Origin of the sequence: Streptomyces sp. AC512_CC834 (assembly GCF_019049325.1) — a bacterium.
GTDB lineage: Bacteria > Actinomycetota > Actinomycetes > Streptomycetales > Streptomycetaceae > Streptomyces.
Genome location: NZ_JAGMUO010000097.1, coordinates 538,011 through 555,272, shown reverse-complemented (window position 1 = coordinate 555,272; position 17,262 = coordinate 538,011). Strand labels below are relative to the sequence as shown.

Annotated in this window: 14 protein-coding genes; 10 read left to right on the top strand and 4 right to left on the bottom strand. The window is 74.0% G+C overall.

The genetic code is table 11. From position 1 onward, the window contains the following. The first annotated feature begins 137 nt into the window (after positions 1-137). From KUM40_RS30060 to KUM40_RS30050, 3 genes are read left to right on the top strand one after another with little or no spacing between them, the layout of a single operon-like run. Positions 138-515 (top strand): four-helix bundle copper-binding protein, encoded by a 378-nt coding sequence (locus KUM40_RS30060; protein ID WP_217169344.1) that lies wholly within the window; start codon positions 138-140, stop codon positions 513-515. A 40-nt stretch (positions 516-555) separates the two neighbouring features. Beyond that, the gene (locus KUM40_RS30055; protein WP_217169343.1) at positions 556-1,458 is read left to right on the top strand and encodes an oxygenase MpaB family protein; all 903 of its coding nucleotides are present in this window, start codon (positions 556-558) and stop codon (positions 1,456-1,458) included. 22 nt (positions 1,459-1,480) lie between these two features. Then, positions 1,481-3,733, top strand: a complete 2,253-nt coding sequence (locus tag KUM40_RS30050; protein ID WP_217169342.1) for a serine/threonine-protein kinase — start codon at positions 1,481-1,483, stop codon at positions 3,731-3,733. 215 nt (positions 3,734-3,948) lie between these two features. Here the strand turns inward: KUM40_RS30050 and KUM40_RS30045 are convergent, their stop codons facing one another. After that, positions 3,949-4,128, bottom strand: a complete 180-nt coding sequence (locus tag KUM40_RS30045; protein WP_217169341.1) for a hypothetical protein — start codon at positions 4,126-4,128, stop codon at positions 3,949-3,951. Between KUM40_RS30045 and KUM40_RS30040 the strand changes: the two genes are divergently transcribed. Further along, positions 4,127-5,698, top strand: coding sequence for an NAD(P)/FAD-dependent oxidoreductase (locus tag KUM40_RS30040; RefSeq protein ID WP_217169340.1), 1,572 nt, complete (start codon positions 4,127-4,129; stop codon positions 5,696-5,698). The genes KUM40_RS30045 and KUM40_RS30040 overlap by 2 nt on opposite strands. A gap of 23 nt (positions 5,699-5,721) precedes the next feature. On the opposite strand, the gene KUM40_RS30035 is transcribed toward KUM40_RS30040, so the two are convergent. After that, positions 5,722-7,497, bottom strand: coding sequence for a serine hydrolase domain-containing protein (locus KUM40_RS30035; RefSeq protein WP_217169339.1), 1,776 nt, complete (start codon positions 7,495-7,497; stop codon positions 5,722-5,724). Between the two features lie 173 nt (positions 7,498-7,670). On the opposite strand from KUM40_RS30035, the gene KUM40_RS30030 reads away from it, so the two are divergent. The 5 genes from KUM40_RS30030 to KUM40_RS30010 all read left to right on the top strand — a co-directional run bounded on the left by KUM40_RS30030 (position 7,671) and on the right by KUM40_RS30010 (position 11,976). After that, a complete protein-coding gene (locus tag KUM40_RS30030; RefSeq protein ID WP_217169338.1) occupies positions 7,671-9,179 on the top strand; it encodes an acyl-CoA synthetase in 1,509 nt (502 codons plus the stop codon). A 106-nt stretch (positions 9,180-9,285) separates the two neighbouring features. Continuing rightward, positions 9,286-9,528 (top strand): DUF397 domain-containing protein, encoded by a 243-nt coding sequence (locus KUM40_RS30025; RefSeq protein ID WP_217169337.1) that lies wholly within the window; start codon positions 9,286-9,288, stop codon positions 9,526-9,528. A gap of 85 nt (positions 9,529-9,613) precedes the next feature. Continuing rightward, entirely contained in the window at positions 9,614-10,516 is a 903-nt protein-coding gene (locus KUM40_RS30020; RefSeq protein WP_217169336.1) for a universal stress protein, read from the top strand. 280 nt (positions 10,517-10,796) lie between these two features. Then, positions 10,797-11,420, top strand: a complete 624-nt coding sequence (locus KUM40_RS30015; RefSeq protein WP_217169335.1) for a CGNR zinc finger domain-containing protein — start codon at positions 10,797-10,799, stop codon at positions 11,418-11,420. 58 nt (positions 11,421-11,478) lie between these two features. Next, the gene (locus KUM40_RS30010; RefSeq protein WP_217169334.1) at positions 11,479-11,976 is read left to right on the top strand and encodes a hypothetical protein; all 498 of its coding nucleotides are present in this window, start codon (positions 11,479-11,481) and stop codon (positions 11,974-11,976) included. A 31-nt stretch (positions 11,977-12,007) separates the two neighbouring features. On the opposite strand, the gene KUM40_RS30005 is transcribed toward KUM40_RS30010, so the two are convergent. Both KUM40_RS30005 and KUM40_RS30000 read right to left on the bottom strand, forming a co-directional pair. Further along, positions 12,008-13,927 (bottom strand): N-acetylmuramoyl-L-alanine amidase, encoded by a 1,920-nt coding sequence (locus KUM40_RS30005; protein WP_217169817.1) that lies wholly within the window; start codon positions 13,925-13,927, stop codon positions 12,008-12,010. 290 nt (positions 13,928-14,217) lie between these two features. Then, complete coding sequence (locus KUM40_RS30000; RefSeq protein WP_217169333.1) at positions 14,218-15,360, bottom strand: aminoglycoside phosphotransferase family protein; 1,143 nt, start codon at positions 15,358-15,360, stop codon at positions 14,218-14,220. Between the two features lie 348 nt (positions 15,361-15,708). Here KUM40_RS30000 and KUM40_RS29995 point away from each other — a divergent pair, with 348 nt between their 5' ends. Next, entirely contained in the window at positions 15,709-17,217 is a 1,509-nt protein-coding gene (locus KUM40_RS29995) for a hypothetical protein (RefSeq protein ID WP_217169332.1), read from the top strand. The last annotated feature ends 45 nt before the right edge of the window (positions 17,218-17,262 follow it).

The window sequence follows — 17,262 nt, the reverse complement described above, 5'->3', positions numbered from 1 at the left end:
TTATTTTACCGGCTTTCAGGAAAAGCGGACCCGTTCGTCACCGGCGGGCACACCGGTGAGGGACTCTTGCGGGCCGGAACCCTTGGAAACGCCGGGTCCGGCGGTTTGGCGCCGCCCCCAGCGGCAACCCGCCCGGTGTGACATCGACGACGACTTCCCAGCAGGAGCTGTTCCGCTTCCTCGAGGACCGCTTCGCGTGCGCACAGGCGTGCACCGAGTGCGCCCGGGCCTGCGCCCTGCGGGCGAGCCTCGTGGACCCGGACGGGACCGAGAAGCAGGAACTCCTGCGACGCAGGGGCATCATGTGCGCGGAGGTCTGCGACGCCACCTGCCGGGTGCTGTCCGAACAGAACCAGGTGGACGAGGCCGCCATCCGCGCCCAACTGGATTGGTGCCGCCAGGTGTGCCTGGAGAGCGCGCACGCCTTCGACGAGCACCCGGGCGCCGAGGAGGGCGCGAAGGCGTGCCGCGACTGCGCCCGCGCCTGCGGAGAGTTCCTGGACACCCTGCGCTGAGGCCCTGGGAGCGGGACGCGCGCGGCGTTAGCCTGCCCGTATGGCGGCGATGCGGACGGACGGCGACCCGGGACTGTTCGGTCCGAAGTCCGTGACCTGGCAGGCGCACGGCGACCCGATGATGTGGGTGGCCGGCGTCCGCGCCCTCTACCTCCAGGCCCTGCACCCGCGCGCCGTGCGCGGCGTGATGCAGAACAGCGACTTCCGGCGCGACGCCTGGGGCAGGCTGATGCGCACCGCGGGCTTCGTCGGCACCACGACGTACGGCACCACCGAGGCCGCCGAGCGGGCCGGCGCCCGGGTACGGAAGATCCACCGCATGCTCGGCGCGACGGACCCCGACACCGGGGAGCGCTACCGCGTCGACGAACCCGCGCTGCTGCTGTGGGTGCACTGCGCCGAGATCGACTCCTACCTGCACGTCCTGCGCCGCTCCGGATTCCCGCTCACCGACGCCCACGCCGACCGCTATCTCGCCGAGCACCGGCACAGAGCCCGCCTCGTCGGTCTCGACCCCGGCTCCGCACCCGCGAACCGGGCCGAGCTGGCCGACTACTTCGCGCGGACACGGCCCGAACTGGCCGCGGGGGACGAGGCGCACGAGGTCGACGACTTCCTGCTCCGCCCGCCCACGCACCCCCTCCTGGTCCCGGCGCGCGAGCTGCTGTGGCGGCGGGTCGCCCGTCTTGCGTACGACTCACTACCGCCGTACGCGCACGAGCTCTACGGCAGACCGGCGCCCGCCCCCGCCACCGTCACCCGCCGGCTGCGCGCCACGGGCACCCTGCTGCGCGCGATTCCCGCACGTCTGCGCTGGCGGCTGCCGCCCAAACACATCCTGCGCGCCATGGCACGGCTCGGCCCTGCCGCCCGCCCGGCGCCATACAAACTCGGACGACAAGCCGCCATACTGGACCGAACAGGGGAGGGCGGGGCGGACTGAACCACGGGGGCGGGGCGAAGTCATGGGGGACAGCACACTGATCCAGGGCCGATACCGGCTGCTCGAGAGGATCGGGCGCGGCGGCATGGGCGAGGTGTGGCGGGCGAAGGACGAGTCACTGGGCCGTCGCGTCGCCGTCAAGTGCCTCAAACCGCTGGGCACGCAGCACGACCACTCCGTCACCCGCGTCCTGCGGGAGAGATTCCGGCGCGAGGCCCGGGTGGCCGCCGCGCTCCAGCACCGCGGGGTGACCGTCGTGCACGACTTCGGCGAGTGGGACGGCGTGCTCTTCCTGGTCATGGAGCTGCTGGAGGGGCGCGACCTGAGCCGGCTCCTCGAGGACGACAAGCACCGTCCGCTGCCGGTCCCCGACGTCGTCGACATCGCCGAGCAGGTCGCCTCCGCGCTCGCCTACACCCACGAACAGGGCATCGTCCACCGCGACCTGAAGCCCGCCAACATCGTGCGGACCGGCGACGGCACCGTGAAGATCTGCGACTTCGGCATCGCCCGCCTCGGTCACGACGTCGGCTTCACCGCGCGCCTGACCGGCACCGGCATCGCCATGGGCACCCCGCACTACATGTCGCCCGAGCAGATCGGCGGCGACGAGGTCGACCTGCGCAGCGACCTGTACTCACTGGGCTGCGTGCTCTACGAGATCGCCACCGGCGTCCCGCCGTTCGACCTCGACGACGCCTGGGCGATCCTCGTCGGCCACCGCGACACCGAACCCGAGCCGCCCCGCACCCACCGCGCCGAACTGCCCCGATACCTGGACCGGATCATCCTGGACCTGCTGGCCAAACGGCCCGAGGAACGCCCGGACGACGCCCGGGAACTGGGCCGCCGGATCACCGCCGGGCGCACGGCACCGGCACAGGTGCAGGTGCCGGCCCTGGCCGCGGCCCCGCCGCCGACGCCGTGGCCGGCCCCGCCGCGCACGCCCCGGCCGGTCGGGAGCCGGGCCGCGCTGCCGTCCTGGACCCACGGCATGACCACCGGCCACAAGGCGACCGGCACCGGCCTGCGCACCACGCCCCCGGACCCCGCGGCGGGCCTGTCCGGCGAGTGGATCCCGCGTCCCGCCGCCGACCGGACCGCCCCGCACGCCCCCGGCGAACGGCCGGACCCGGCGCCCGAGGCGCTCGTCGGGCCGGCCGCACGGCACCACGCGGGCCTGAGCCTGGGCCGGCTCGGCCGCTGGGAGGAGGCCGGCGAGATCCACCGCGCGGTCGCCGCCGAACGCGAGCGACTGCTCGGTCCCGACCACCCCGACACGCTCGCCAGCCGCTACGAGGCCGCCGTCACCCTCGGCCGCGCCGGCCACCCCGCCGAGGCGCTGCGCGCGTACAAGCATGTCGCCGAGGCCAGGATCCGGGTGCTGGGCGCCGACCACGCCGACACCCTCGCCGTCCGCCAGGAGATGGCCTACACCCTGGGCCGGCTGGGCCGGCACGCCGACGCCCACCAGGTCTACACAGCGGTCCTCACCGCCCGCGAGCGCACCATGGGCACCGACCATCCCGACACGCTGCGCTGCCGGCACAACCTCGCCTTCAACCTCGGACGGCTCGGCCGCACCGAGGAAGCCCACCGGATGGCCCGCGAGGTGGCCGCCGCCCGCGCCCGCGTGCTCGGCCCGGACCATCCCGACACCCTCGTCACCCGCTACGAGGTCGCCTACGAACTCGGGCGGCTGGACCGCTGGCAGGAGGCCCTGGCGACCTACCTGGAGGTCGCCGCGGCCCGCGCCGAAGCGCTCGGCCCGGACCATCCCGACACGCTCGCCGCCCGCTACGAGATCGGCATCGGCCTGGGCCGCCTCGGCCGCTGCGCCGAGGCGCTGACCGTGTACGAGGAGCTGATCGAGGACCGCGCCCGCGCCCAGGGACCCGAGCACCCCGAGACCCTGCGCGCCCGGCACGGCCTGGGTGTCAACCTCGGCAGGCTGGGCCGCTGGGTCGAGGCCCTCGCCGAGGCCCGCGAGGTGTGCGCGATCCGCGAACGCGTGCTGGGTCCGGACCACCCGGACACCCTGGCCGGCCGCCGCGAGGTCGCCGTCGGCCTGGGCTGGCTGGGCCGCTGGTCCGCCGCCCTCACCGAGTACCGCCTGGTGGCCGCCGCCCGCGAACGCGTGCTGGGCCCCGACCACCCCGACACCCTCGTCGGCCGCGACGACGAGGCCCACTGCCTGGCACAACTCGGCCGCTCCGCCGAGGCCGCGGCGCTGTACCGCAGGGTCGCGGCACTGCGCGGCGCGGCGGCACGCTGACCGGGAGGCCCGCGCCGAAGTCGTGCGCCGGCTGCGAGCGGCCTCCCGCCGGACCAGGGCCTGTCTGACAATTTCCGTCGTCGCCCGGAGGGCGGCCTCGCGGCGCCAGTGCGTGCTCTCGGAGTGTCGGGCGTAGAGCCTCGTACTGGATGTACTCGGCTCTGCGCCCGGTGCGGCGAGAGGGCCTGCATGGCGTCGCGAGGCAGACGGGATTGTCAGACAGACCCCAGCGCCGACGTCGCCGGGTGGCGGCCGTGTCCCGTCACCGCGTCGACGACGGCAGTCCCGCCGGCGACCCGGTGCGCCGAGCCCGACAGCCGCAGCCCGATCACGCCGACGGCGGTGCCCGTCGGCGGGCTGGCCGTCCCCGAACGGGCCGTGTTACCAAGAGCCATGACGACCCCGCCCAGCACCTCGCGCACCTACGACGCCGTCATCGTCGGCGGCGGCCACAACGGCCTGGTCGCCGCCGCCTACCTGGCCCGGGCCGGCCGCTCCGTGCTGGTGCTGGAACGGCTGGACCACACCGGCGGAGCGGCCGTGTCCACGCGGCCGTTCGCCGGGGTCGACGCACGGCTGTCGCGCTACTCGTACCTGGTCAGCCTGCTGCCGAAGAAGATCGTGCGGGACCTCGGCCTGGACTTCCGGGTACGCGGCCGCACCGTCTCCTCGTACACTCCCGTCGAGCGCGACGGGCGGCCCACCGGGCTCCTCGTCGGCGGGGGCGAGCGGCGGACCCGGGAGTCGTTCGCGCGGCTCACCGGCTCGGAGCGGGAGTACACGGCCTGGCAGCGGTTCTACGCCATGACCGGCCACGTGGCCCAGCGGGTCTTCCCGACCCTCACCGAGCCGCTGCCCACCCGGGACGAACTGCGCCGCAGGGTCGACGACGAGGCGGCCTGGCGGGCCCTGTTCGAGGAACCGGTCGGCGTCGCGATCGAGGAGCACTTCGCCGACGACCTGGTGCGGGGCGTGGCCCTCACCGACGCGCTGATCGGCACCTTCGCCGACGCCCACGACCCCTCCCTGAGCCAGAACCGCTGCTTCCTCTACCACGTGATCGGCGGCGGCACCGGCGCCTGGGACGTTCCGGTCGGCGGCATGGGCGCCCTCACCGACGCCCTGGCGGGTGCGGCCCGAGCCGCGGGCGCCGTGCTCGCCACCGGACACGAGGCGCTGCGGATCGAAGCGGACGGGCGAACGGCCGAGGTCACCTACCGTTCGGCCGGCGGCGAGGGCGTCGCCGCCGCACGCCACGTGCTGGTGAACGCCTCCCCGAGGGAACTGGCCGCCCTCACGGGGCAGGCGCCGCCCCCACCCGCCGAGGGCGCCCAGCTCAAGGTGAACATGCTGCTGACCCGGCTCCCGCGGCTGCGCGACCCCGAGGCCGATCCGCGCGAGGCCTTCGCCGGAACCTTCCACATCGCCGAGGGCTACGAGCAACTGGCCGCCGCGCACACCAGGGCGGCCGCCGGCGAACTGCCCACCGCGCCGCCCTCCGAGATCTACTGCCACTCGCTGACCGACCCCACGATCCTCGGCCCGGACCTCGCCGCCAAGGGCATGCACACGCTCACCCTGTTCGGCCTGCACACACCCGCCCGCCTCTTCGCCCGGAACAACGACGCCGTACGCGAGGAGCTGCTGAAGTCGACCCTCGCCCAACTGGACGCCCACCTGGCCCAGCCCCTCGCCGACTGCCTGGCGACCGACGCCGACGGGCGGCCCTGCGTCGAGGCCAGGTCGCCGCTCGACCTCGAACGCGATCTGCGCCTGCCCGGCGGGAACATCTTCCACCGTGAGCTGTCCTGGCCCCACGCCCAGGAGAACACCGGCCACTGGGGCGTGGAGACCGGACAGGCGAACGTCCTGCTGTGCGGCGCGGGCGCGGTGCGCGGGGGAGGGGTGAGCGGGGTGCCGGGGCACAACGCGGCGATGGCGGTGCTGGAGCGGACGGTCGGCTGACCCCCAACGGTCCCGGACAGGTCCTAGTTCGCCGACGCCGTCCACCCCGCCGTCTCGACGCGCGCCGCGTCCGCCGGGCGCGCGTCGTGGAACAGGACGTCGCCGGCCGCCTCCGCGCGCAGCCCGTCGACGTACGCCCCGCGGCCCACGTACAGCCGGTCGGTCGTGTACCGCCAGCGCAGGGTGAGCCCGCGCGTCGCCGGGAGGTCCGCCCCGAGCCGGTGCCAGACGCGTCCCGACCAGCCGGTGGCCGAGCCCGCCGGGTGCTCCCGGGGCGCCTCGCCGCGCCGCGTGGTGGTGAACGGGACGGGCTGCCACGAGCCGCCGCCGTCGGTCGTGGCCTCCAGGACGAGGGCGTCCGAACCGGGTTCCGTGTCCCACCACAGCGCGCAGCGCAGCCGCGCCCGGCCGGCCGAGGTGTCCAGCGCGGGCAGCGTGAGCGTGGCCGTGGCGGAACTCGCCGTCCCGGAGAACCACGCCCTGCGCCCGTGCGCGGGCCGGACCGGCACGGCCCGCGCCAGGTTGGTGCCGGCCGCCACCCGGGGAGCCGAGCCGGAGCGCCAACCGCGCACCGGATGGACGGAGTTGCCGAGCACGACGAGGAACGAGTCGGTCGTCGGGTCGAGCACCAGCGAGGTACCCGTGAAGCCGGTGTGGCCGGCCGTGCGCGGCGTGGCCATCGCGCCCATGTACCAGTGCTGGTACAGCTCGAAGCCCAGGCCGTGCTCGTCGCCCGGGAAGTCGGTGTTGAAGTCGGTGAACATCAGCTCCACCGACTCCGGCCGCAGGATGCGCGCCCGGCCGTAGGAGCCGCCGTTGAGCAGCGTACGGCCGAGCACCGCGAGGTCCCACGCGCTGGCGAACACCCCCGCGTGACCGGCGACGCCGCCGAGACTGAAGGCGTTCTCGTCGTGCACCTCGCCCCACACGAGACCGCGGTCCAGGCCGGACCAGGGCCGCCGGGCGTCCTCGGTGGCCGCGATCCCCGGCCGCCAGGACGCGGGCGGGTTGTAGCGGGTGCGCTCCAGGCCGAGCGGTCCGGTGACGTCCTCGCGCAGCAGGACGTCCAGGGCGCGGCCCGTGACCTTCTCCAGCACGAGCTGGAGCGAGATCATGTTCAGGTCCGAGTACAGGTACGCCGTGCCGGGCGCGCTGACCGGCGCCTCGTCGTAGACGAGCTGGACCTTCTCCTCGTACGTGGGCGCGCTGTACAGCGGGATCCACGCCCGGAACCCCGAGGTGTGCGTCAGCAGATGACGGACCGTCACGTCCTGCTTGCCCGCCCGCCCGAATTCCGGCAGGTACGAGGCGACCGGCGCCTCCAGCTCCAGCGCGCCCCGCTCAAGCTGCCGCACGGCGAGGATCGAGGTGAACAGCTTGGAGATCGACGCGAGGTCGAACACCGTGTCCTCGGCCATCGGGATCTGCTGCCCCGCCGGGAACTCGACACCGGTGTCGGTCGCCTCGTCGTAGGCCCGGTAGCGCACCGCCATGCCGATCGGCTCGTGCAGCGCCACCGTGCCGCCCCGGCCGGCGAGCAGCACGGCGCCCGCGTACCACGGGTGTTCGGGGGACGGGGCGAGGAACGCCTCGGCGTCGGTGACGAGCTGCCGCAGATGGCCCGACAGCAGCCCGGCGCGCCCGGCGGAGCCGTGCCGGAGGGTGGGGCGGCGGCCCTTGTCGGAGACGGCCTCGGCCGGCCCAGCCGCGAACGGGGCGATGGCCAGCGCACCGCCCAGGGCCAGGGCCCCGGCGCCCAGTTGGCGCCGTGTGAATCCGTTCGTCGCCTGTCCGGCCATCGAAGAGCCTCCCGCACCGAAGCTGAAAGTATCTTTCCCTGATCGCCGTGCGGAGTGAAACTTTCCTGTCAGTGACGGGTTGTGTCAATGGGGCCTGCGAAGTGGGCGCGAGGAGTCGGCGGACCGGACGCACACCGCTTGACCCGCCCCGGCGACCGGCCGAGGATCAGGTCATGACGCCCGGACACGGCAGCACCGGCAGCACCGTCGACGGGGTGCTGCGGCGCAGCGCCCGACGCACTCCGGCACGCGTCGCGGTGGAGTACCGCGACCGCTCCTGGACGTACGAGGAACTCGACACCGCCGTCTCCCGCGCGGCGAGCGTCCTGCGCGCCGAGAAGCTGGCCCCCGGCGACCGGGTCGGCGCCTACGGCCACAACTCCGACGCCTACCTGATCGCCTTCCTGGCCTGCGCCCGCGCGGGCCTGGTGCACGTCCCGGTCAACCAGAACCTCACCGGCGACGACCTCGCCTACATCGTCGGCCAGTCCGGCAGCAGCCTGGTCCTCGCCGACCCCGGCCTCGCCGGCCGGCTCCCCGGCGGGACCCGCACCCTGCCGCTGCGCGACGCCGACGACTCGCTCCTCGCCCGCCTCGCCGCGGCGCCCGCGTACGACGGCCCGGAGCCCGCCGCCGAGGACCTGGTGCAGCTCCTGTACACCTCGGGCACCACCGCACTGCCCAAGGGCGCGATGATGACCCACCGGGCGCTGGTGCACGAGTACCTGAGCGCCATCACCGCCCTGGACCTCGGCGCCGGGGACCGCCCCGTGCACGCCCTCCCGCTCTACCACTCGGCGCAGACCCACGTCTTCCTGCTGCCCTACCTCGCCGTCGGCGCGACGAACATCGTCCTGGACGCGCCGGACGGCGACCGGCTCTTCGACCTGATCGAAGCGGGCCGCGTGGACAGCCTGTTCGCACCGCCGACCGTGTGGATCGGCCTCGCGAACCGCGCCGACTTCGCCACCCGCGACCTCGGCGGCCTCCGCAAGGCCTACTACGGGGCGTCGATCATGCCGGTCCCGGTCCTGGAACGGCTGCGCGCCCGCCTGCCGCGCCTCGCCTTCTACAACTGCTTCGGCCAGAGCGAGATCGGCCCCCTCGCCACCGTCCTGGGCCCGGACGAGCACGAGGGCCGCATGGACTCCTGCGGCCGGCCCGTCCTGTTCGTCGACGCGCGCGTGGTCGACGAGGACGGCAAGGACGTACCCGACGGCACACCCGGCGAAGTCGTCTACCGCTCCCCGCAGTTGTGCGAGGGCTACTGGGACAGGCCGGAGGAGACCGAGGCCGCCTTCCGTGACGGCTGGTTCCACTCCGGCGACCTCGCCGTGCGGGACGGGGACGGCTACTACACGATCGTCGACCGGGTGAAGGACGTCATCAACTCCGGAGGCGTGCTGGTCGCCTCCCGGCAGGTCGAGGACGCCCTCTACACGCACGACGCCGTCGCCGAGGCCGCGGTCATCGGCCTGCCCGACGAGCGGTGGATCGAGGCCGTCACGGCCGTCGTCGTACCGCGCGGCGAGGTCACGCAGGACGCACTGATCGCCCACGCCCGCGAGAACCTCACCGCGTTCAAGGCACCCAAACGGGTGCTGTTCGTGGACGCCCTGCCGCGCAACGCCAGCGGGAAGATCCTCAAGAGGGAGCTGCGGGACCGCTTCGCCGGTTCCTGACGCGGCCCTCGGATCTCTTGTGAAAGGCACCCCTCACGTGGCCTGTCGGCGGTCGGAACCGATCGCTAGGCTGGCCGCGGACGACGAGATCGGGAGGAGCACGGACGTGGCCGAAAGCACCACCCAACAGCGCCCGCTCACGGGCTGGGACAAGCCGGAGCTGGACCTCAGCAACGCGCAGTGGCAGTCCAGCAGCCGAGGCCTGGGGGATGTCCAGATCGCCTTTGTCGAGGGATTCATCGCCATGCGGAACAGCGGCAGCCCACAAAGCCACTCCCTGATCTTCACCCCGGCGGAATGGGGCGCGTTCGTGTCGGGAGCACGGGAAGGGGAGTTCGACCTCACGTAGGACACCGGCTGGGTGAGCCGACCGGCCGAACCGGGGTGTTTCGTCCGCAGCCGGGGGGAAGTCCGTACTCCGGAGGTGAGGACCCATGAGCACCCTGCCGGTCATCGCGGCGGTCGACGGTTCGGACGACGGCCTGCGCGCCCTGGACTGGGCGCTCGACACCGCCCACCGGCGCCAGGCACCCCTGCGGGTGGTGCACGTGCGCCAGTACGCCGCCTGGGCCCAGACCGACGTCCTGGTCGCGGGTCCGCCGGACACCGCTGAGGACCCGGCGCTCGACCAGGCCCGCGCGCACCTTCAGGGGCGGGCCTTCGCGGTCGAGACGGAATACGTCGGCATGGAGGGCGTACCGGGCGCCCTGCTGCCGGAACTGGGTGCCGACGCCCAACTGCTGGTGCTCGGCTCCCGGGGCCGGGGCGGCTTCACCGGTCTGCTGCTCGGCTCCAACGGCATGGCCGCCGCCCGCGACGCCGAGTGCCCCGTCGTCGTGGTGCCGCGCCCCGGACGCGAGGTCCACGGCGAGGCACCGGCCGAACCCGGCCCCAGGGTGGCGGTCGGCCTGCACGTGGACAGCCCCGACGACGCCACCCTGTCCTTCGCCTTCACCGAGGCCGAGCTGCGCGGCGCCCGCCTCCAGGTGGTCGCCGCGTACCCGTGGCCGGTGCAGAGCTGGGCCGCCGCGGGCCAGATCGTGCCCCCGGTGATCGACGAGGTCTCCCTCGAGAGCGAGACCCGGGTCCTCGCCGACGGCTTCCTCGCCCCCTACCGCGAGCGCCACCCCGACGTCCGGGCCGAGCCGTACGTCGCGCCCGGTGACGCCGCCGGACACCTGGTCGCGGCCTCCCGGGACGCCGAACTGGTCGTCGTCGGCCGCCACCGCCGGCGCCTGCTGGCCCCCGCCCGCATGATGGGCTCGGTCACCCACGCCGTCCTGCTGCACGCGGCCTCCCCGGTCGCCGTGGTGCCACCGGCGCCCCCCGAGGACTGACGACCCAGGCTCGCTGCGACCCAGGCTCGCGACGACCCAGGCTCGCTGCGACCCAGGCCCCCGACGACCCAGGCTCGCGGCGGCCCAAGCTTCCGGCGGCCCAGGCTCCCGGCGCCCCCCGAGGAGGCGCCCCCCGAGGACTGACGACCCAGGCTTCCGGCGGCCCAGGCCCCCGACGACCCAGGCCCCCGCCGACCCGCCGACCCGCCGACCCGCCGACCCGGCGGGACGGGGCGGCGGGGCGGCGGGCGGTTTGGCACGCGTGCCTATCATCGGCCCCATGCAGGACTCGCCCAGCAGGGACACCCGGATCGCCCTCGACCTCGCGCTGACCGTCCGGCACGACGGGCGCGGCGGGGTCGCCGACGACCTGACCCACCCCGCCGGGCTCACCGCCTGGGTGCGGGCCCACCCCGGCACCGTGCCGGACGCCGAGGCCTTCACTGCCGACGCCGCCGTTCTGGAACACGTACGGGACGTGCGGGCCGCCGCCCGTGCCCTCTTCGCCCGCGCCGTGCGCCCCGGCGAGCCGAGTCCCGCCGACGCGGCGCGGCTGCTGCCCGTCCCCGAGGCCCTGCGGCGCCTGAACGAGGCGGCCGCCCGTACCCCCACGGTCCCCGTACTGACCTGGGCCGACACCGACGACGACACCGCCGACGCCGCCGAACCCGTCGTACGCGCCGCACCCGTGCACGGCGGCCGGGCCGACCTCGCCGCCGCCCTCGCGCACGCCGTGATCGCCTTCCTCGCGGGGCCCGACCGGCGGCGGCTGCGGGCCTGCCACGCACCGCGCTGCGTGCGCTACTTCCTCAAGGACCACCCGCGTCAGGAGTGGTGCAAACCGTCCTGCGGCAACCGGGCCCGGGTGGCCCGCCACGAGGAGCGGCACAAGCGGACCGGGTAGCCCGGCCGGGCGGTCGCCCGCACACCGTTCGCGGGGCTCGGCCACGTACCATGGCGGCATGTCGTTCCTCCGCCGCCGCAGCGCCACGCCCGCCGGGCCCGACTTCGACGTACTGGCCATGGACCCGGGCGACTGGCCCGGGAATCTGGGCGCCGGCCTGTTGCCCGCGCCCGACGGTAGCTGCCAGGGCGTCTTCCTGCGCTACGACCTGTTCGGCGGCCGCGGCCCCGCGATGATCATCGGCAACCTGCCGGACGGCTCCCCGGCCCGCGAGGTCCCCGAGGGAGAGATCCCCTTCGAGGTGGCCCAGCTCCTCCTCGCCCTGGAGAACGACGAGGAGATCACGGTCGTCGGCGCCGAGGACGTCCCGGTGATGCAGGGCGACAACCTCCTCATCGTGCGCCGCCTCAAGCTCTCCGAGGGCCGGATCTCCTGCGTGCAGTTCGACCGCAGCGACGGCGTCCTGGTGACCATCGCCGCCTGGGACCGCCCCATCACCGACGACCTGTACACCCTGCTGAAGCCGCTCCCGGCGGAGCTTTTCCAGCAGGGCTGAGGCCCACGCCCCGGCGCCCACGCCCCGGTCGCTAACGCGCGGTCGCGACCCTCACGTCGGCGGCGCGCACGTACGCCACCCGGTGGCCGTACTGGATCTCGTAGTACTGGTCCTTGCCGGTCACCACCCGGTGGGACGCCTCGTCGAAGGTGACCGCGTAGTAGTACTCGCCGGGCACCTTCTCACCCACCACGTACTTCTGCCCAGCGAGCAGGGTGTACGGCAGTGGAGAGACCGCCTGGGCGGGCACGTCCGCCGGGTAGGCGGCCTTCTCCGGGTACGCGCGCCCGTACACCGGGACGCTCTCCAGACCCTCCCTCGGAGTGATCACCCGGCCCGACGCGGGCACCGCCGCCGGGCTCTTCCTCGGGTTGTGGAACCAGGCCTTCTGGCCCAGGTACCAGATGGCCGTCCAGTCGCCCCACCGGTCGGCCACCGCGTACTGCTGGCCCGTGGAGACCCGGGACGACAGGTCGTTCACCCCGGTCGTGGGGGTGGTGCCGAGGCCGATGTCCTTGATCAGGGGCGCGTTCACGTCATGGTCGGAGTACAGCCGCACCTCGCTGGAGCCGTGCGCCGCGCAGGGCTCGCCCGCCGTCTCGCAGCCGGTGTACTCGGGGCGGTTGGCGGCGTAGTCGGGGCGGATCGTCACCAGGGAGGACTTCTTCCCGGCGGTCGGCTGCAAGGGACGGCCGAGCAGCTTGAAGTAGTGCCGCCAGTCCCAGTACGGGCCCGGGTCGGTGTGCATGCCCGGGATCGTCGCCGTGGTGGTCCCGGGGACGTTGTCGTGGCCGAGGACGTGCTGCCGGTCCAGCGGAATGTCGTACTTCTTCGCCAGGTACTTCACCAGCCGCGCCGACGAACGGTACATCGCCTCCGTGTACCAGGCGTCCGGCTCGGCCAGGAAGCCCTCGTGCTCCAGGCCGATCGACTTGGCGTTGACGTACCAGTTGCCCGCGTGCCAGGCGACGTCCTTCGCCTTCACGTGCTGGGCGATGTGGCCGTCGGTGGAGCGCAGGGTGTAGTTCCAGGACACGTAGGTGGGATCCTGGACCAGGTTGAGGACCCCGTTCCAGGTGCCCTCCGTGTCGTGCACGACGATGTACCGGATGCGCTGGGAGGCGGGCCGGGCGCCCAGGTCGTGGTTGCCGTAGTCGCCGTCGCCGAACTCCTCGTACGGCGCGGGGACCCACTCGCAGGACACCGACTTCGGGCACTCGGTGCCGGCGGCCGAGGAGGCCCGCAGGCCCGCACCCTCGAGCTGCGAGACGTCGGGAGCCACGCCCGGACGGGCCGCCAGGGTGACCCGCTGGCCGGCGTCCGTGGTCCGCCGCTCGCCCGCGCGGATCACCTCGTACACGTCGTCCGCGTACGCCGCAGCCGTCGCGGAGTCCGCCGCGCCCGAGAAGCGGGCCACCGCCGCGTACCAGTGGGCCGGGTCCGAACTGAGCGGCTCGCCCAGTTCCCGCTGCGCGGCGGCGAGCAGCGCAGCACCGCCGGACACGTTGGCGGCCGGGTCCGTGCGCAGCGTCTCGGCGCTCAGCCCGGTCAGCTCGGCGGCCTTCGGCAGCGTGGTCAGCCGCTCGGGCAGGTCGGCGGGCGGTGCGGCGGCCGTACCCGTCGGGTGCAGCGGGGCGCGGGCGTCGTCCCCGCGCGGGTCCTCGGAGCCCTCGCCGTGGTGCGACGCCCCGGCCAGCGCGGTGCGGGCGTCGGTGAGGTGCAGCGGGCCGTAGCCGCCGGTCACGCTCGGCGCGCCGCCGTGCGCGTCCCAGCGGGACTGGAGGTAGGCGACGCCGAGCAGGACACTCTGCGGCACGTGGTACTCGGCCGCGGCGGTGGCGAACGCCCGCTGGAGGCGGTCCGGGGCGGGCGGTGCGCCGAAGGACCCGGCGGCGGACGGTGCCGCGCCGAGCAGGGGCAGCAGCAGTGCCGCGGTGGCCAGGGCGGGCACGACGGGGGATCCTCGCAAAGCGGCCTCCTGAGACGGTCGGGCGTGGCGGTCGTGACGGGGCGTGCGGGGCCGGGCGTGGCTCAGTGGTACCCGGCGGTCCGACGATCCGTCAATCATGCCGTCACATCGGCGATTTCCCACGTCAGCAAGGGGTCGGGTGAGTTTCGTGGCGGCGGCGCACGGGCCTGCACGGCGTCAGTGGCTTACACCAATGGCCCCTGCACGCACCTGAGTACACGAAATCCGCGGCGTGCCCCGAGGGGCACACCGCGGACCGTCGTCCTCTCGTGTCAGCGCGTGCCGACCGCCGCCCGCACGGCCCGCCGGGCCATCTGGCAGTCGTCGTGCAGCCGGCGTAGCAGCAGCCGCTGCTCCTCGCCGGTCGGCGCGGCACCCGGATGGGCCGGCGCCGACGGTGCCGCGACCGTGTCGTGCAGGGAGCGCTGCAGCGCCGTTTCGTAGGTGCGGATCTCCCTGGTCAGTACGAGCATCAGGTTCACCAGGAACGCGTCGCGCGCCGCGGTGCCCGCCGACTGGGCGAGCTGGCTGATCTGGCGGCGAGCCACCGGGGCGTCGCCGAGGACGGCCCACAGCGTCGCCAGGTCGTAGCCCGGGAGATACCAGCCCGCGTGCTCCCAGTCCACAAGGACCGGACCGGAGGGCGACATGAGGACGTTCGACAGCAGCGCGTCACCGTGACAGAACTGGCCCATGCCCTGGCGTCCGCCCGCGTGGGCGATGCCGTGCAGCAGCTTCTGCAGGTCGCCGAGATCCCGGTCGGTGAGCAGCCCCAGCTCGTGGTACCGGGAGATCCGGGCCGCGTAGTCCAGCGGGGCTTCGAAGGTGCCGGCCGGCGGCCGCCAGGCGTTCAGCCGGCAGACCGCGCCGAGCGCCGCCCTGATGTCCGCCCGCGGCGGGGCCTCCACGGGGTGCCGCTGGAGCGCCGCCACCCGTCCCGGCATCCGCTCGATGACCAGCGTGCCGTTGTCCGGATCCGCCGCGATCAGTCTCGGCACCCGCACCGGAGGGCGCTGCCGGACGAACGAGCGGTATGCCCCTATCTCGTGCCGACTGCGCTCCGCCCACGCGGGGGAGTGGTCCACTAAGCACTTGGCCACCGCCGTGCTGCGTCCGGTCGTACCGACCAGGAGCACGGACCGCCCGCTGCGGCGCAGTACCTGCACGGGGGCGAACTCCGGACAGATCCGGTGCACGGCGGCGATCGCCGCGCGCAGTTGGGCGCCCTGAGGGCCGGACAGGTCGATTCTCCCGCTGAGCGGCTGTGTGCCGGGCCCCGCGCCGAGCCGCGCCCTGCCGGCCCCGAGCACCGGGGCCGCCGGACGAGCGGGGGCGAGATAGGGGCCGCCGCCCGCCGCCGGGCGGGGGTGCAGCGAGCGCTGCGGGGCGGACACGGAGGACGATGCTGCGTACATGGGCGAGACAGATCCCTTCGTGTGCCTGCTGTGCCTGTCTGAAGAGCGGTGCCGGTCCGGTCCGTTCGATCCGGTCCGTTCGATCCGTCCGTTGGGTCCGGTCCGTTCGGTCCAGTCCGTCCGGTCCGGAGGGCCCGTCTTCCGAAAGCCGTCGCGCCGCCCGACCGGCCGCCTGGGGCCACCCTGGGGAGTACCCCCGCGGCGACCGGGTCGGGGTGGCGCATTCCTACCTGACACCCGGCCGCCCGTGGCACACCATCTGGCGCACCCTGGCGAACGGTGGCGAATAGTCGCCCGGCAACCCGCACGGGGCTACTGTCAACTCAGCCGAGAACCTGGGGGCTTGACGTGAGCGGAGAACCCAACACCCGTCTGTCGGACCTGTTCGGCCTGGCCGGCTGGTCCAAGGGCGAACTCGCGAGGCTGGTCAACCGGCAGGCGGCGGCCATGGGCCACCCCCAGCTTGCGACCGACACCTCACGGGTGCGGCGGTGGATCGACATGGGAGAGATCCCGCGCGATCCGGTGCCGAGGGTGCTGGCCGCACTGTTCACCGAGCGTCTCGGCCGTGTCGTGACCATCGAGGACCTCGGTCTGGTCCGGCACGGGCGTGCGGGGAAACGGCCACACGACGGGAGCGAAGAGCATCCCGACGGAGTGCCGTGGGCGCCCGAGCGGACTGCGGCGGTCCTCACCGAATTCACGGGAATGGACCTCATGCTCAACCGACGCGGCTTGGTGGGCGCGGGCGCCGCGCTCGCCGCGGGCTCCGCACTCAGCAGCGCCATGCACGACTGGCTGCACACCGACCCGGCCCTGGCGGCCGATGCCCCCGACCTCCACCAACCCCTGCACGCCGACCCCGCCGGGTTCGACCGCTACGAGGCCGCCCCCGTGGGGTCGGAGGAAGTGGCCGAACTGGAGTGCTCGGTCGAAGTGTTCCGCGCCTGGGACGCCGCCCGCGGGGGCGGGCTCCAGCGCAAGGCCGTGGTGGGCCAGCTCAACGAGGTGGGCGGCATGCTCGCCTACCACCACCCGCCCCATCTCCAGCGGCGCCTGTGGGGCGTCGCCGCCAACCTGGCCGTCCTCGCGGGCTGGATGTCGCACGACGTAGGCCTGGAACCCACGGCCCAGAAGTACTTCGTCATCGCCGCCCACGCCGCGCGCGAGGGCGGCGACCGGCCCCGGGCGGGCGAGGCGCTCTCCCGGGCGGCCCGTCAGATGGTGCACCTGGGCCGCCCCGACGAGGCGCTGGATCTCATGAAGCTCGCCCAGTCCGGCTCCGGTGAGCAGGTACTGCCGCGCACCAAGGCCATGCTCTACACCATCGAGGCCTGGGCGCAGGCCTCGATGGGCAAGGGCCAGGCGATGCGCCGGACCCTGGGACGCGCCGAGGACCTCTTCGTCTCCGACAAGGCCGACGTGCCGCCGCCGGACTGGATGCAGACGTTCAAGGAGGAGGACCTGTACGGCATGCAGGCCCTGGCCTACCGGACGCTCGCCGAGTTCGAACCGGGCGCCGCCGCGCACGCCCAGCACTACGCGGACAAGGCCCTGGCGCTCAGGATCGACGGACGGCAGCGGTCCAAGATCTTCGACTATCTGTCGATGGCCTCCGCCTGCTTCATCGCCGACGACCCCGAACAGGCGGACCGCTACGCACGCCTGGCCCTGGTGTCGATGGGGTCCAACTCCTCCCAGCGGACCTGGGACCGGCTGCGGCAGATGTACCGGCTCACCGCCGAGTACGCCGGCTACCCGAAGATCCAGGAGCTGCGCGAAGAGATCAAACTGGCGCTGCCCAGGGACAGGTCGCCCAGGGGGAAGGGGAGGGGCGGCGACGTCGCGCCGGCCTAGGGCAGGACCAGCGCAGACCCAGGGCACCCCAGGGCGCGAGGCGCT